This window comes from Aeromonas sp. 600948 (assembly GCF_049174875.1).
In the GTDB taxonomy this organism is placed as follows: Bacteria; Pseudomonadota; Gammaproteobacteria; order Enterobacterales; family Aeromonadaceae; genus Aeromonas; species Aeromonas veronii_A.
This window is the reverse complement of the sequence record NZ_JAAKTY010000003.1, coordinates 269,171-284,273: the sequence shown is the minus strand read 5'-3', so window position 1 is coordinate 284,273 and position 15,103 is coordinate 269,171. Positions and strand designations below refer to the sequence as shown.

Sequence of the window (15,103 nt, the reverse complement as noted above, 5' to 3'; positions counted from 1 at the left end):
CCCGAGCGGCCAAAGGGATCAGACTGTAAATCTGACGGCTCTGCCTTCGAAGGTTCGAATCCTTCTCCCTCCACCATCATTCAGAAAACCCGGCCTAGTGCCGGGTTTTCGCATTTTTGGCCCATCGCAATTCATTCTCCCTCTGCACTGCCAACCTTTATCACGGCTTGCCCGCGGCCGATCGAGCAATACAAAACGGGAGGCCTGCGCCTCCCGTTTAGATTCATATCAGCCCTGTTACGGGATGAAGCGTTACAGAGTAAAGCGATAGAAGATATCGACCGCCTGAGCCACCCCGCTCATCGCCTGCAGATAGAGCCGTGGCAATACCTCGTAGCGCAGCTTGAACTCGGCGATGGGGCTGAAGACCCCGACCCCGTACTGGAACTGCAGGCCCGGCAGCAGATATGCAGACAGAGTCACCTGGGTGTTGTCACCACTGCCCGCCGTATCGAGGGAGACATCGCTCATCCCCAGCGACTCGCCGATGCTCGACACCACGCCGTTGGCCTGACTCACCGCGCCGGCTACCAGCAGGCCGTTGAAACCGCCATCCTCACCGCCGGTCTGCAACCCTTTGCCGCGCAGCAGATAGGAGAGCTGTTCCGACTGCGCCATCTGCGGTTCGGAGTAGACAGTGATCTCCGGCTTGCTGGCAGGGCCAGTCACCCGCACCCCGACCGTCACCTGACCCTCGATGGTATCGGGATCCCGGTTGGCCTCGATGTTGAGGAACGGCCGATCCAGCGGACCGGAGAAGAGGATCCGCCCCTCCTTGATGATAAGGTTCTGACCATAGGCCTTGAAGCGGCCGTTGGTCAGCACCAGCTGGCCGTTGCCTGCCAGCGGTTTCTCGGGATCCTGACGGATATTGAGGCCACCGGAGACATCTGTCTTCAACCCCATGGCATCGAGCTTCACATCGTTGCCAAGGCGGATCGCCACCTTCATCGCCAGCGGCAGACTTGCCTGCTTGGGAGCAGGGGGCAGATCGTCATAGACCACGGTCACATCATCGGAGACCGCCACCGCCGAATCCGGCAGACTCTTGACCAGAATGCGCGCCCAGGGAATATCCACCTGACCGGTAATGCGGGTCTCCTCACCCAGCGACACCGCGATATCGGGCGAGACTCTGACCCGGCCCATGCCTGGATATTGCGCCTCCAGATCCTTGCCCTGAATGGTGAGGCTGCCGCTGACCGGCATCTTGGCCCAGCTGAGCCAGCCTCCCAGTGCCAGCGGCCCCTTGCCCACCAGCATGGAGCCATCGAGCTCGGCGCGATTTCCCTCGATCTTGAGGCGGGTCACCAGCTTGGTCAGGGTCACCATATCGGAGTGAGTCTGCACTTCACCGTCACGCAGGTTGAGCTGGCCAAACAGCAGGGGCGCCGCAAGCGTGCCGTCGAAACGGGCATCGGCGGAGATGATCCCTTGCAGGGAGCGCACCTCAGGGATGAGCGGCGCGAAGGTATTGAGCTTGAGATCGTCAAACTTGAGCTGACCACCGAGCAGACCGCGACCGGCAGGCTCCCTGATCAGCAGATCGGTATCGATATTGCCGATCTGTTTGGAGGCAAAATCGAGGCGAATGGCCGCCTGCTGCCGCTCGAAATCCAGGGCCAGAGCCAGCTGCTGATAGTCGGTCTTGAGGCCATCTGCCACAAAAGTGCCCGGCGTGGTGCGTACCACCGCATGCAGGGTCGGCTGATTGCCACGCCAGCTGGCACGCCCATCGGCCGAGAGCATCGCCTGCCAGCGGAAGTTGTCCGGCAACCAGGGGCGCAGCCGCTTGAGATCAAACTCGCTCAGGGCAAACTCCAGAGTCCCCTGGGCAGCGGAAACCTGACTCCCCTTGACGCAGAGGCTGGCCCCCTGGGAGCCGAGGCAGAGATCCCCCATCGCCAGACGCTGACGCGGCAGATCGAGATCCAGTGCCCACGGGGAGCTCAAGTCCCAACGGCGCAGCGGGGTTTTCAGCCGCAACTCGGAGAGCGCCCCGCGCCAGTGATCCCCGCGCACGCCGCCACCCAGTTTGAGGTTGGCCGCAACAGGGTCACCCTTCATGGTCAGGGTCAACAGATGTTGACTGATATCGCCGCTGAGGTTCAGGGCAAGCTGGCTGAGCTTGGTTTCGCCCTGTTTCAACTGCGCCACCAACAACGCGAGATCACCGGCCGGTTTGGCGCCGATCGCCGCATTGCCCTTGAGGCTAATACCCTTCATGTCGGTGCCGGCATAGTAGAGCCGCTCGGAGGCGAGATCCGCATCGATTTTTGGCGTCTGCTGATTGCCACTGACCTTCACCTGTCCCTTGATATCCCCTTTCAGGCCGGGATAGATGCCCCCCAGCTGGGGAGCCAGCAGGTTGGCATCGAGCTTCCACTGGGCGCTGCTGATACTGCCCTTGGCCTGCAACTGGTTGGGGCCACTTTGCAGCGAGAGCGTCGGGATCAGCCACTCCATCTTGTCGTTACCGCTAAGCTCCCCCTTGAGGGCCAGCGGATACTGGTTGAGTTTGCCATCCACCTTGAGCTTGGGCAGTTTCAGCTCCCAGTGGCCCGCTTCGTTCATCACGAAACGGCTCTCCAGCTCACCGGCCAGCGTCCCTTTCAGCTCGGGCAGCAGCTCGGCCGGATTGATCCCCTTGAACAGGGTGGTTCCCTGCCACTCGATCCCCTTGTTCCAGGCGAGCTTGCCATCGAGCTTGAGCTCCCCCTTGAGCGCATTGAGCTGCAAGGCGATCTTGCTGAGCCGCTCCAGATCCCCCTTCCCGTCCAGCGCAAGCTTGAAGAGGGGCACATCGGTCCCCTTGCCGGAGGTATTGAGGGCAAACTGGTAGCCGGAGAGCTTGCCCTTGGCAGTCAGGCTCCCTTTGTCCAGCCGATAGCTCGGCTCATCTTTGGCAGGCTTATGAAATGGCCAGCCGAGGCTCTTCCAGTCGAGGGCCAGATCAAAAGGGAGATCCGGGTCGAGGGCGGCCAGCGAGCCCCTGAGATTGGCGGCGACCGGCCCCTTGGCCGACAACGCCAACCCCAGCTTGCCGACCGAACCGCTCAGCGCCAGCGTGGCCTGCTCCCCTTGCAGCTCGCCATCCAGCAGTCCCTTGCGGGCCTTGGCATCCAGCGTCACCGCCAGCGGGTAGTCGTCACTGAGCTGGATGTGCCCCTTGAGCGCCAGACCGGCCATGGCGTGGCGCAGCGAGAGCTCGCGCACCTCGATGCGATCGTCGGCAGCAGTGGCCGACAGCAGCAACCTGTCGAGCCCTTCGATCAACTCGCCCTGCTTATATTGCACCCGGGTCGCGCTGACCCCTTCCAGCTTGATGGGGAAAGGAAGATGAATGGCGGGCAGGAGAATGGGGGCAGCCTTTGCCGTATTTGCAGCTGGCGCCCCTTTGCCCTGTTTGGCTGTCTCGGCGCTGGCCTTGTCGTTGCGCGCCACCGCAGCACCGGCTTGCTTCTCGTTAGCGGCTGGCTGCTTGGCAGATTTGGCTGCGCTGGCGGGTGCCGCGTCATCCAGCGTCACCGTCAGGTTATCAAGCACCGGGCCGCGTACAATCAGCCCCTTGCGGTTGAGGGTGGCGCCGATATCGAGGGACCCCAGGGTCACGGCAACACCGGGCACCGCCAGATCGAGATCGGCCACCTTGAGGCTGTCGACCTGAATTTTGAGTGGCAGCGGGCGCCAGACAAAGGGTTCGGAAGGCTCTTCCGGTGCAGGCTCCGAGTCGGCCACCTTCACCACCGGATGAGTCACTTCAAGCGATTTGATCCAGAGTTTGCCCTGCAGCAACTTGCCGAGATCCCAGTCGAGCACGGCGCGATCCACAGTGACATCCACCAGCTCATCCTGCCAGCCGGCCCCTTCCAGGGTCCAGCCATAGCCAAGCTGACCGGCAACCAGCTCCCCCTTGAGGGAAGGCAGCGCCCCTTTGGCCTGTTGCCACAACCACTTGTTGCCCTGATGGGTAAAGCCCAGCAGGCTGACGCCGATGAGCAGCAGGAACACCAGCCCCATCAGCCAGAGAAAGATGCGTTTTAGCCAGATCACAATGCAGACCCCCGCGAAAGATACAGCCGCAGCGGCCAAAGAAAAAAGCGTTTAGACAACATCATAATTCAGGCCCCAGTGCGAAATGCAGCCGCAAGGGCTTGTCCTCCTCCGATACCCCGACCGCCAGATCCAGCCTGACCTGGCCGATGGGGGTGACCCAGCGCACACCGACGCCGGTACCTATTTTCCAGGGCTCGCTGTAATCGGTGGTGGAGGTGCCGCCATCCACAAACATGGCCCCCAGCCACTTCTCGCTGAAGCGGTAGTTGTATTCCAGACTGGCCACGCTGGTGTAGCGGCCACCGGTCAGCTTGCCATCCGGCCCGGTGGGGGAGATGCTCTCGTAACCAAAGCCGCGCACCGTCTGATCGCCACCGGTAAAGAAGCGCAAAGACGGCGGCACCAACGAGAAGCTGTCACCTATGATGGCCCCCTGCTCTGCCCGCATCAGGAATCTGTGGTTATCGCCGAGGGTTCGCAGCCACTTGCTGCGTCCCCACACCCGCATAAAGCTGATGTCGGAGCCCCATCTGGGGTCGGAGAACTCCAGCGTCAGCTGCTGGCGATCCCCCCAATCGGGCACCAGGGTGCCGCGCACCCGCAGTCGGGACCAGGAGACCCCGGGGATCAGCAGCAAGCTGTTCCCCTCGTCGGCGCCCTGGGTATAGATCTCGTTCTCCAGCCGGATAAAGACGTCCCGATCCCAGCTCTCCGGCCGCCGCGTCCAGCGGTGCACACCGATGGTAGTGAGATCGGATCGGGTATCGTTGTTGTCCTTGTACTGGTAACCGGTCTGGATGGAGTAGTAGTCCCGCAGCGGGTTGCCCACCGGGATCTGGTAGTCGAAGCTGAGCTCGGCCTCCGGCGCCGACACCTTGGCGGTGGCAAACAGGCGGTGGCCGTAGCGGTTGACCCAGGGCTTCTCCCAGGTGGCACTCATCCGCGGCCCTACGTCGGTGGCATAACCGATACCGGTCTCGATTTCGTGATCGACCCGGTTATCCAGCGTCACCGCGATGGGCACCCGATAGTTGCTCGCCTCGCTCAATACCGGCTTGATATCGACCTGACGGAACAGCTTGGTGGAGGAGACATCCTGCGACATCTCGGCCAGACGGATGGCGAGATAGGGGTCGCCGCTCTTGATGTTGATAAGCGGGCGAATAAGGTGAAGCGCTTCGGGGGTGGCATCGTAGCGGATCTCGCCAAAACGGTAGCGATGGCCCGATTCGAACAGAATAAAGATCTCTGCCGTCCCCTTGTCCGGGAACACCTTGACCTGACTCTTGCTCAGCTTGGCATCAAAGTAACCGCGGGCCAGCCCGAGGCTGCCGAGATCGGCCTTGATGGATTCATATTTGGCGTGATTGAGGGGCTCCCCCTCTTTGAGGGGCAACTTGTCCAGCAAGGCGCTGTAGAGCTCGTCGCTGCCCGCATCCCCCTCCAGCAGAATATCGAGGCGGGAGACGATGACCGGTTCCCCCTTGTCCACCTCAATCACCACTTTGGACGGAGTCTTCTTGTCGCGGCTCAGGGTGATTTTCGGCTGGTAGTAGCCATAAACCTGCAGCGCCTTTTGCACACTCTCGGTAATTTTGGCGCGGGCCGGGCGGTATTGCCGCTCCTGATAGACCGGCAAGGCATTGAGGTAGGCTTCAACGTTATCCTTGTTCTCCCCTTTCAACCCCTTGACCTGATAGGTGAGCTTGGCGGCAAACGCGGGCGCAGCCAGCAGCGACAGCAACAGGCCCACCCCCAGTACCCGCAGGCCGCGGCGAAACGCAGGGCCGGACAGTGAACGCCCTGCCAGCAGGGATGAAATGCATCCTGTCAAAGGTCAATATTCCTGAATCTGTGGTGAAGGAAACCAGCGCCCTTTCGGGCCACCCGAATGCGGCGCAGCACGCCATGCCGTGCATGGCCGTGACACAAAAATGCGCGCCAGAAAAATGGCGAACCTTATCCTAACATAGGCATCGGCCAGCGACAGCGCGGTGCCATTGGCAAATTCACCATATCTTTTAAGAGGTTGACCACAAATCACACATTTTGGTGACAATGACGCCGCCCGCTTTCCCGATGGAAGCGAATTGACCTGCCCTGAATAAGGCTCACCCCACCATCAGGCACCATTTGTCACCTCTCCTCCTCTCTTTGCAACCAGAAACCCACCACGACAGAGTTTGTCGGCATCGCCCCACCCTCACCGTTTAACAGGCCCGGCACACCCTAAAGCCCGCCGTAGCGGGTGATTAAGAATTGCTCGTTCAGCGCAATCGAATTATCCCGCTGCCTTTGCGAACGTCCCTCCCTCACACTTGAACCATCAACTGAAGGAGACACATCATGCATGCACGTAGCGAACAGATGGCTGACTATATTGCCGATCGTCTCGAGTTCATCACCTTTCTAGCCTGTTGCAGCGCCCTGCTGGCCCTGCTGACCGGCATGAGTGGCCAGCAGGCGCTGGCCTTTACCGCCCTGAACCTGCCGTTTGGCCTCGGCATTTTGCTAGCGATGGCGCTGCTGGCCCCCCTGCCCGCCCACTGGCGGCTGCCGGGGATCACCTTGCTACTGGCAGGTTGCGCTCTGATGACCCTGCAACTGGGGGGCGAATGGCTCAATCCGCTGGCCATCTGGAGCCTCTACGCCCTGCTCGGGCTGGAGATCATCTGGCAAGCGCGCCCACGCGCCATGCTGGCCACCCGCGCTCGCCAATAACAGGGCTGACGAGCGCCGGTAAATGGCGGGCTGTGATGGCTGACGCCGGTGGCAAATTGGGGTACTCTTGCGCCCCGATTTGCTACCAACCTTGGCGTTAACAACCTTCGCCATCACTCCCAGGAGCGCCCCGATGAAAAAAGCCTGTGCCCAGCACATTCTGGTCAAGACCGAAAAACAGTGTCTGGAGATCAAGGAGAAGATCGAGAAGGGAGCCGACTTCGGCCAGATGGCCAAGCGCTTCTCTACCTGTCCCTCAGGCAAGCGTTTTGGCGATTTGGGAGAATTTTCCAAGGGAGATATGGTGAAAGCATTTGACGATGCCGTATTCAAGGGTGAACTGCTCAAGGTGCTGGGGCCGGTGCGCACCAAGTTCGGCTTCCATCTGATCAAAGTGCTCTATCGCAACTAAGTCATCGCAACTTAACATTATCTCGGTGAAGCTCCCGTCAGGCGGGCTTCACCGACCTCTGTATACCCCTCGCAAAACTGACCAAAACCACGCCAAACTCTCATCAATTTACTAACGTTATCAGGCAATTAAGTTTATCCTTCTCGGCATTGTCCACATTCGACGATGGATCCCGTGCTATGCCCCGCTCTTGCTTGTGGCCCCTGATGGCTTGGTTACTCCCGCTCGCTGGCGCCCTCGGCAGCCGCTTTCATCTCTGGCCTTGGTGGATAGGTTTTGCGATCTGTCTCATCGGAGCCCTTGTCTCCCTGATCTTGCTGGTACGCCTGCCCTGGAGCCGTAACCGCTATGCCAGCGGCCTTGGCGCCTTGCCACTGCTGCTGCCGCTGACCTTTGTGGCGCAGGCGCTGCGCATGCCGCTGATCAACGATGTGAGCACAGATCCCTACAATCCCCCCCAGCTACGCTGGGCGGCAGAGCTCAGAACGGCGCAGGATCTGCCAATTAATAGCGCACCGCTGAAAGCATTTGAAAGAAATCCCGGTCCTCTCTTTACCCATACCGCCCCCGAAGAGGTGGTTATTGAGGCTGAGGAGCTGATGCAGGAGCTGGGCTGGCAGGTACGACCCAGCCCCGACGGTCTGGATGCAGTGGTCACCACCGGCTGGTTCGGCTTTCAGGATGATGTGGCGCTGCGGGTCTTTGCTGGCCCCAAAGAGACCCGCATCGATATGCGATCAGCCTCCCGTCAGGGGCAAAGCGATCTGGGCACCAACCGGGCGCGGATCGAGGATTTCCTGACCCGCCTGAACGAGCGCCTCGGCCAGGCCTACAAACCCAATTTGAAACCGTAAGTGTGAAACAACAAGAAGGTAACTGATGCGCGTTGAGGTCAAACCCGACCGGGAATATGCCTGGTTTATCCGCCCCTTTTTCTGGCTGCAAAAGCGCAACTATGGTCAGGTGCTTATTCCGGGCAAGTGCTGGGGCCGCTCGCCGCGCCTCTTTGCCGCCGTCGCCACCCTCTATGGCGTCATCAACCGCAAGCGCTCCCCCATAGATCCCGTGCTGCGCTCGCTGGTGACGGTGCGGGTCTCCCAGCTCAACTGGTGCCGTTTTTGCGTCGACATCAACGCCATGACCTTGGTAAAGAGAGCCGGTTCCAGCGAGAAAGTGGAGGCGCTGGCCAACTGGCGCGAAAGCCCCTTGTTTGACGAGCGGGAAAAAGCGGTGCTCGACTATACCGAAGCGATGACTGGCCTCGATGGGGTCAGCGATGAGCAGGCCGCCCGCCTCAAGCCCTGGTTTGACGACGACGCCATGGTGGAGCTGACCGGCCTCATCGCCTTCCAGAACATGTCGGCCAAGTTCAACGCCGCCCTCGATATCGCCCCGCAGGGCTTCTGCCAGCTGCCGGTGCAACCGGAACGCCCTGCCCAGCCAGACAGCAAGGACGCCTGATGAACCGGACCCGCCTGCTGCTTGCACTGGTGATGGGGAGCCTTATCGGCACCTTTTTTGCCCTCGATCTTGGCCGTTACCTCACTCTGGACGCCTTGCAGGCCCAGCAGGCGGCAGTGGCGCAATGGGTCGACGGCCACTTTGTCTCGGCCAGCCTGCTGTTCGTGCTTATCTATGTGCTGAGCACCGCCCTCTCCCTACCCGGCGCCAGCTTGCTCACACTGGGTGGCAGCGCTGTGTTCGGCGTCGGCTGGGGGCTACTGCTGGTCTCTTTCGCCAGCACCCTAGGCGCAACCCTGGCTTTTCTCAGCGCCCGCTTTCTGCTGCGCGACTGGGTCGAGCGGCGCTTTGGCGACAAGCTGGCCACCTTTCAGTCCGGCATGGCGAAGGAGGGGGCCTTCTATCTGCTCAGCCTGCGCCTCATCCCCATCTTCCCCTTCTTTTTGGTCAATCTGCTGATGGGGCTCACCCCCATCAGAGTCAGCACCTACTACTGGGTCAGCCAGCTTGGCATGCTGCCCGGCACCTTCGTCTATGTGCTGGCGGGCAGCGAGCTTGGCCAGTTAACCAGCACCGGCAATATCCTCTCCCCCGGCCTGATGGTCGCGTTGACCCTGCTGGGGCTGATGCCCTGGCTGGTCAAGAAATTGACCGACAAGCTCGCGCTGCGCCGCTTGCTCTCCCCCTACCGCAAACCCGCTCGCTACGACTACAACCTGCTGGTGATCGGTGCCGGTGCAGGTGGGCTGGTCACCAGCTATATCGCGGCAGCGGTGAAGGCCAAGGTGGCGCTCATCGAGAAACACAAGATGGGGGGCGATTGCCTCAACAGCGGCTGTGTCCCCTCCAAGGCATTGATCCGAAGCGCCCGCTTTGCCGCAGAGCAGCGTAAAGCCGACGAGCTGGGCTTTAGCCCAAGCCACTCCCGCGCCGATTTTGCCGCCGTGATGGAGCGGGTGGCTGAGGTTATCAAGGAGGTCGAGCCCCACGACTCCATAGAGCGCTATCAGGGGCTTGGAGTGGAATGCATCGAAGGGGAGGCGCGGCTGGTCTCTCCCTGGGAGGTGGAGGTTAACGGCCAGCGCCTTGCCAGCCGCCATATCGTTATCGCCACCGGCGCCCGGCCGCTGGTGCCCAAGCTGCCGGGGCTGGATCAGGTGCCTTACCTCACCTCGGATAGCCTCTGGCAACTGCGCACCCCGCCGCGCCGCCTACTGGTGCTGGGCGGTGGCCCTATCGGCTGCGAGCTGGCCCAGAGCTTCGCCCTGCTCGGCATTCCCGTGACCTTGGTGGAACTCTCGGAGCAACTGCTGCCCCGCGAAGAGAGAGAGGTAGCCGACGCCCTGGCCGGGCAGATGAGCCGAGATGGCGTGCGGCTACTCACCGGCTGGCGCGCCGAACGAGCCGACTATCTGCCCGCAGCCGAGAGGGATCTTCCCATCCGGCTGCAACTGCGCCGGGGCGATGAGACACAAGTGGTTGAAGGGGATCAACTGCTGCTGGCACTGGGTCGGGTCGCCAACGTCAGCGGCTTCGGGCTCGAAGCGTTGGGGGTCGAGCTGGCCCCCCGCGGCACCATAGCGGTCGATGGCTTCCTTGCCACCAACTTCCCCAGCATACTGGCGGTAGGAGACGTAGCGGGCCCTTACCAGTTCACCCACTTCGCCGCCCATCAGGCCTGGTATGCGGCGGTCAATGCCCTGTTTGGTCAGTTCAAGCGCTTTCGGGCCGACTATCGGGTCATTCCGGCGGCCACCTACACCACGCCGGAGATTGCCCGGGTTGGCCTCAATCGCAAGGAAGCCGAGGCGCAGGGGATTCCCTTCGAGGCGACCCGCTTCGAGCTGGCCGAGCTGGACAGAGCCATCGCCGATGGGGAGCGCCACGGTTTTGTCGAGGTGCTGACCGTGCCGGGCAAGGATACTATCCTTGGCGCCACCATAGTGGGCACTCACGCCGGTGAACGGATCGCCGAGTTCGTGCTCGCCATGCGTCACCGCCTCGGCCTTGGCAAGATCCTCGGCACCATTCACGCCTATCCCACCCTGATGGAGGGGAACAAATATGTGGCGGGTGAATGGAAACGGGCCCACCAGCCCACCCGGGTGCTGGCGTTGCTGACCCGTTATCACCGCTGGCGCCGTGGCGCCTGACAATCAGGGAAACGTTTATGCTCAAGCCATTCTCACAACTCAACTCACAGCTCAAACAGCGGCTAAACGCCCTGCTGTGCGCCCTGCCACTGCTGGCCAGCGGCTCGCTGTTGGCGGCCAATCCAGACGGTAACTGGCAACAGACCCTTGAGGAGGCGAGGGGACAGACCGTCTACTTCAACGCCTGGGGCGGCAGCCCGGAGATCAACGCCTATCTGGTGTGGGCCGGGCAGGAGCTGGCGCGCGACTATCAGGTCAAGCTGGTGCAGGTGAAGGTGGATGACATCGCCCAGAGCGTCAGCCAGTTGCTGGCCAACAAGCAGGCGGGCAAACAGGTAAACGGCCCCATCGATCTGCTCTGGGTGAATGGCGAGAACTTCAAGGCGCTCAAGGAGCAGGGGCTGCTTGGCGCTCCCTTTACCGCCGAGCTACCCAACATGGCGCTGGTCGACAGCAGCCTGCCGGTGAGTGAGGACTTCACCCTGCCGGTAGAAGGGCTGGAAGCCCCCTGGGGCATCGGCCAGCTCAATCTGATGGTCGACACCGAAGAGGTCGCCAGAGCGCCCACCTCGGCAGCAGCCCTGCTGGCGTGGGCCAAGGCCCATCCCGGTCGCTTCACCTACCCCAAGCCGCCCCAGTTCCATGGCTCCAGCTTTCTCAAGCAGATCCTGCTGGAATTGACGCCAGACCCGGCCCCCCTCTATCGGGAAGCGACCGAGAGCGACTTTACCCAACTCACCGCCCCGCTCTGGGCCTGGCTCGATGAGCTGCATCCGGCACTCTGGCGCAAGGGAAAACTGTTCCCCACCAGCGCCGCCGAGACCCGCCAACTGCTCGATGATGGCGAACTGGCCATGGCCATCAGCTTCAACCCGCAGGAGGCGCAAAGCGCCGCCCAGATTGGCGCCCTGCCCCCCAGTGTGGAAGCGGTCGCCATGGAGAAAGGGGCACTCACCAACAGCCATTTTCTCGCCATCCCCTTCAACGCCAGTGCCCGTGCGGGTGCCAAGGTGGTGGCAAACTTCCTGCTGAGCCCGGCGGCGCAGGCGCGCAAGGCCAATCCGGCCTTCTGGGGTGATCCCAGCGTGCTGCGGGCCGATGCCCTGCCTGACCCCGCCAAGGGGCAACCGGCACTGCGCTTCAAAGCGGTGGCCGAGCCTCACCCCAGCTGGCAGCTCAAGCTGGAAGCGGCCTGGGCCGAGCGTTACGGTCACTGATGAGTGCCGCTGGTCACCCGCTTTCCCGCTCCCGACCGTGGCGCCAGTTGACACGCCACCCCACTATGAGTACGGGGATGGCGGTCATTTATCTGGCACTCTTCGTCATCCCATTGCTGGCGGGGCTGTGGCAACTGCTGGCGGAGGGGATGGCCGCCTCTCATCTCGCCTTGCTGCTCGCCCAACCCGGTCTTTGGCACTCAGCAGCACTGAGCCTGTGGATTGGCGCCGCCTCGACCCTTGGCAGCCTGCTGTTGACCGCCCTGCTGCTGGCCCACAGCGACAGCCGGGCTTTCGGGCTGCTCCGTCGCCTGCTCTCGCCTATGCTGGCCATGCCCCACGTCGCCTTTGCCATCGGCTTTGCCTTTCTGCTCGCCCCCTCCGGCTGGCTGCTGCGGCTCCTCTCGCCAGCTCTAACGGGGTTTGATCTTCCCCCCGATTGGCAAACCATTCGGGATCCTTGGGGGCTCGGGCTGATTGCACTGCTCGTTTTCAAGGAGACCCCCTTTTTGCTGCTGATGGCGATGGCCGCGCAGCAACCCATCCAGCTGGCACGCCAGCAGTGGCTGGGGACAAGCCTTGGCTTCAGCGCCCCCCAGATCTGGTGGCGCCTGCTGCTGCCGGCGCTCTGGCCTGCCCTGCGCCTGCCCATCTATGCGGTGGCGGCCTACGGAGTGGCGGTGGTGGATCTCGCCCAGCTGCTCGGGCCTGACACCCCCGCCCCGCTGGCGGTACGGCTGTGGCTTTGGTATCAGGATCCGGATCTGCTCTGGCGCGGCGCCACCGCCAGCGGCGCCCTGCTGCTGCTCGCTATCACGGCGCTGCTGATCGCCATGCTCAGATTACTGGAGTGGCTTCATCAAGAGGTGGGCAAAGGCTGCTGGCTCGATGGCAAACGAGCTGCGTCCCACTCCTTTGCCAACCGGCTCGCAGCAGGCTCTGCACTCACTCTGATCACCCTCAATCTGGCGGTGCTGGCGGCCCTGCTGCTCTGGTCACTGGCGCGCCGCTGGCCCTTTCCCGCCCTCTGGCCCAGCCAGTGGAGCAGTCATTACTGGCTGGATCTGCTGCCAACCCTGCTGCCACTGCTGGCAACCAGCGTACTGCTGGCGCTGGTGAGCGGCTTGCTGGCACTGGGAATGGCGGTGTGTAGTCTGGAGGCGCAAGCCGGGCGCCGCCCCTGGCCGCTCTGGCTCATCTGCCTGCCGCTGTTGCTGCCACAGGCGAGCCTGCTGTTTGGTATCCGGCTCGGGTTGGACTGGCTTGCACATGACGCGATAAGCAGCGGCATTGGCTGGGGCTGGGTGCTCTGGAGCCAGCTGCTGTTTGTCTTTCCCTATGTCTATTTGTGTCTGCTCGGCCCCTATCGCCAGTTCGATCCACGGATCACCCAGAGCGCCCTGCTGCTGGGGGCAACGCCATGGCGAGCCTGGTGGCAAGTGAAAGCGCCGCTGCTGGCGCGCCCGCTGCTGTTTGCCTTCAGCGTCGGGGCGGCGGTGAGTTTGGCCCAGTATCTGCCGACCCTGCTCTTTGGTGCTGGCAGAGTGGTCACCATCACCACCGAAGCGGTGGCCATCGGCAGCGGCCTCAACCGGCGGCTGGCGGGGCTCTACGGCCTGCTGCAACTGCTGCTGCCGCTCGTTATCTATCTGCTGGCGCTATGGCTGCCAGCGCGGATCAATCAGGCGCTCAAGGGGGGCGGCTCACGATGAACTCTCATAATGGAAACAACCATATGCTGAGCACCACGCCTCTTCGACTTTACCTTGATGAAAATCTGCTGCTTTCGCTGCCCCCCCTGCAGGTGGCCCCCGGCGAGGTATTGACCCTGATGGGGCCAAGCGGCTGCGGCAAAAGCTCCCTGCTGGCGGGGCTGGCCGGGGTACTACCGAGCGCGCAGACAGAAAATGGCCCGATCCGGCTGGAGGGGGAGATAAGGCTCGGCGAGCGGCCACTCAACACCTTGCCTGCGCAAGCGCGGCGCATCGGCATGCTGTTTCAGGATGACCTGCTGTTCGACCATCTGACAGTGGCGGAGAACCTGATGTTCGGCATGCCTGCGATCATCAAGGGAAAACGTGCGCGGCGGGAAAAGGCGCTGACCGCATTGGCACAGGTCGCACTGGCGGATCAGGCTGACAAGCTGCCACAACTGTTGTCAGGGGGTCAGCGAGCGCGGGTCAGTCTGCTGCGGGCGCTGTTGGCGGAACCCGACGCCCTGCTGCTGGACGAGCCCTTCTCCCGCCTCGACAAGCCGCTGCGGGCCGCCTTTCGCGAGCTGGTGTTCGCGCAGATCAAGGCGCTGGCCATCCCCGCCATCCTGGTGACCCACGATGCGGAAGACGCACCGGGCACCATACTCAACCTCACCGAATGCCACTGTTAACCGAGGAGTGTTCACCTTGTTTGATCGCCATCTGATCCCCGTGATCCGCAGCCCCCTCACCCAGCTTGCCAAACCGCTCTGCCGCGCCGGGATCAGTGCCAATCAGGTGAGCCTCACCGGCTTTGCCATCGGCATGTTGGCGCTGCCGCTACTGGCCTTTGGCTGCTATCAATGGGCGCTCGCAGCCATTCTGCTCAACCGGCTGCTGGACGGGCTCGATGGCGCCGTGGCGCGGGAAACCGGCATCACCGATTGCGGTGGCTTTCTCGACATCACCCTCGACTTTATTTTCTACGCCGCCGTGGTGCTGGGCTTTGCCCTCGCCGCCCCCGCCAATGCGCTGCCCGCCGCCACCCTGCTGTTTGCCTTTATGGGCACCGGCTCGAGCTTTCTGGCGTTTGCCATCATGGCGGGCAAGCGGGGCATCGACAATCCGGTCTACCACCACAAATCCCTCTACTATCTGGGCGGCCTCACCGAGGGGAGCGAGACCATCGCCCTCTTTGTGCTGATGTGCCTGTGGCCCGCCGCCTTCGCCCCGCTCGCCTACGGCTTTGCCCTGCTCTGCGCCATCACCACCCTGACCCGACTCTGGAGCGGCTACCACACGCTACGTCCCCCCCAGCCATAAACAGCACAGCCCTCACCGGAGGGCTAATCCATCGCACGATGAATTGGCGGCAAACAAGGCACACGG

11 protein-coding genes are annotated in these 15,103 nt (G+C 62.5%); 9 read left to right on the top strand and 2 right to left on the bottom strand.

Annotation, left to right across the window (positions count from 1 at the left end):
• Window positions 1-252: 252 nt before the first annotated feature.
• Together G5182_RS04375 and G5182_RS04370 are read right to left on the bottom strand one after the other, a co-directional pair.
• Window positions 253-4,053, bottom strand: coding sequence for a translocation/assembly module TamB domain-containing protein (locus tag G5182_RS04375; protein WP_421254215.1), 3,801 nt, complete (start codon window positions 4,051-4,053; stop codon window positions 253-255).
• A 61-nt stretch (window positions 4,054-4,114) separates the two neighbouring features.
• Complete coding sequence (locus G5182_RS04370) at window positions 4,115-5,890, bottom strand: autotransporter assembly complex protein TamA (RefSeq protein WP_421254214.1); 1,776 nt, start codon at window positions 5,888-5,890, stop codon at window positions 4,115-4,117.
• Between the two features lie 512 nt (window positions 5,891-6,402).
• On the opposite strand from G5182_RS04370, the gene G5182_RS04365 reads away from it, so the two are divergent.
• From G5182_RS04365 to G5182_RS04325, 9 genes are all read left to right on the top strand, one after another.
• Entirely contained in the window at window positions 6,403-6,777 is a 375-nt protein-coding gene (locus tag G5182_RS04365; RefSeq protein ID WP_213389145.1) for a hypothetical protein, read from the top strand.
• Window positions 6,778-6,910: 133 nt separating this feature from the next.
• Window positions 6,911-7,189, top strand: coding sequence for a peptidylprolyl isomerase (locus G5182_RS04360; RefSeq protein ID WP_040066119.1), 279 nt, complete (start codon window positions 6,911-6,913; stop codon window positions 7,187-7,189).
• Between the two features lie 179 nt (window positions 7,190-7,368).
• Window positions 7,369-8,043 (top strand): DUF1499 domain-containing protein, encoded by a 675-nt coding sequence (locus tag G5182_RS04355; protein ID WP_421254213.1) that lies wholly within the window; start codon window positions 7,369-7,371, stop codon window positions 8,041-8,043.
• Window positions 8,044-8,068: 25 nt separating this feature from the next.
• Window positions 8,069-8,650, top strand: coding sequence for a carboxymuconolactone decarboxylase family protein (locus G5182_RS04350; protein WP_021231092.1), 582 nt, complete (start codon window positions 8,069-8,071; stop codon window positions 8,648-8,650).
• Window positions 8,650-10,803, top strand: a complete 2,154-nt coding sequence (locus G5182_RS04345) for an FAD-dependent oxidoreductase (RefSeq protein WP_227340865.1) — start codon at window positions 8,650-8,652, stop codon at window positions 10,801-10,803. The genes G5182_RS04350 and G5182_RS04345 overlap by 1 nt, the downstream gene beginning before the upstream one ends.
• 17 nt (window positions 10,804-10,820) lie before the next feature.
• Window positions 10,821-12,020: an ABC transporter substrate-binding protein gene (locus tag G5182_RS04340; RefSeq protein WP_227340866.1), complete on the top strand. Its 1,200-nt coding sequence runs from the start codon at window positions 10,821-10,823 to the stop codon at window positions 12,018-12,020.
• 77 nt (window positions 12,021-12,097) lie between these two features.
• Window positions 12,098-13,732 carry an ABC transporter permease gene (locus G5182_RS04335; protein ID WP_227340867.1) on the top strand — a complete coding sequence of 545 codons (1,635 nt, stop codon included), beginning with the start codon at window positions 12,098-12,100 and terminating at the stop codon, window positions 13,730-13,732.
• Window positions 13,733-13,755: 23 nt separating this feature from the next.
• Complete coding sequence (locus G5182_RS04330) at window positions 13,756-14,406, top strand: ATP-binding cassette domain-containing protein (RefSeq protein WP_227340868.1); 651 nt, start codon at window positions 13,756-13,758, stop codon at window positions 14,404-14,406.
• Between the two features lie 16 nt (window positions 14,407-14,422).
• A complete protein-coding gene (locus G5182_RS04325) occupies window positions 14,423-15,037 on the top strand; it encodes a CDP-alcohol phosphatidyltransferase family protein (protein ID WP_042010154.1) in 615 nt (204 codons plus the stop codon).
• The last annotated feature ends 66 nt before the right edge of the window (window positions 15,038-15,103 follow it).

Excerpts from the sequence above, each read along its gene's own strand:
- G5182_RS04365 (WP_213389145.1), top strand. The coding sequence starts at position 6,403 with ATGCATGCACGTAGCGAACAGATGGCTGACTATATTGCCGATCGTCTC.
- G5182_RS04360 (WP_040066119.1), top strand. The coding sequence starts at position 6,911 with ATGAAAAAAGCCTGTGCCCAGCACATTCTGGTCAAGACCGAAAAACAG.
- G5182_RS04355 (WP_421254213.1), top strand. The coding sequence starts at position 7,369 with ATGCCCCGCTCTTGCTTGTGGCCCCTGATGGCTTGGTTACTCCCGCTC.
- G5182_RS04350 (WP_021231092.1), top strand. The coding sequence starts at position 8,069 with ATGCGCGTTGAGGTCAAACCCGACCGGGAATATGCCTGGTTTATCCGC.
- G5182_RS04345 (WP_227340865.1), top strand. The coding sequence starts at position 8,650 with ATGAACCGGACCCGCCTGCTGCTTGCACTGGTGATGGGGAGCCTTATC.
- G5182_RS04340 (WP_227340866.1), top strand. The coding sequence starts at position 10,821 with ATGCTCAAGCCATTCTCACAACTCAACTCACAGCTCAAACAGCGGCTA.
- G5182_RS04335 (WP_227340867.1), top strand. The coding sequence starts at position 12,098 with ATGGCGGTCATTTATCTGGCACTCTTCGTCATCCCATTGCTGGCGGGG.
- G5182_RS04330 (WP_227340868.1), top strand. The coding sequence starts at position 13,756 with ATGCTGAGCACCACGCCTCTTCGACTTTACCTTGATGAAAATCTGCTG.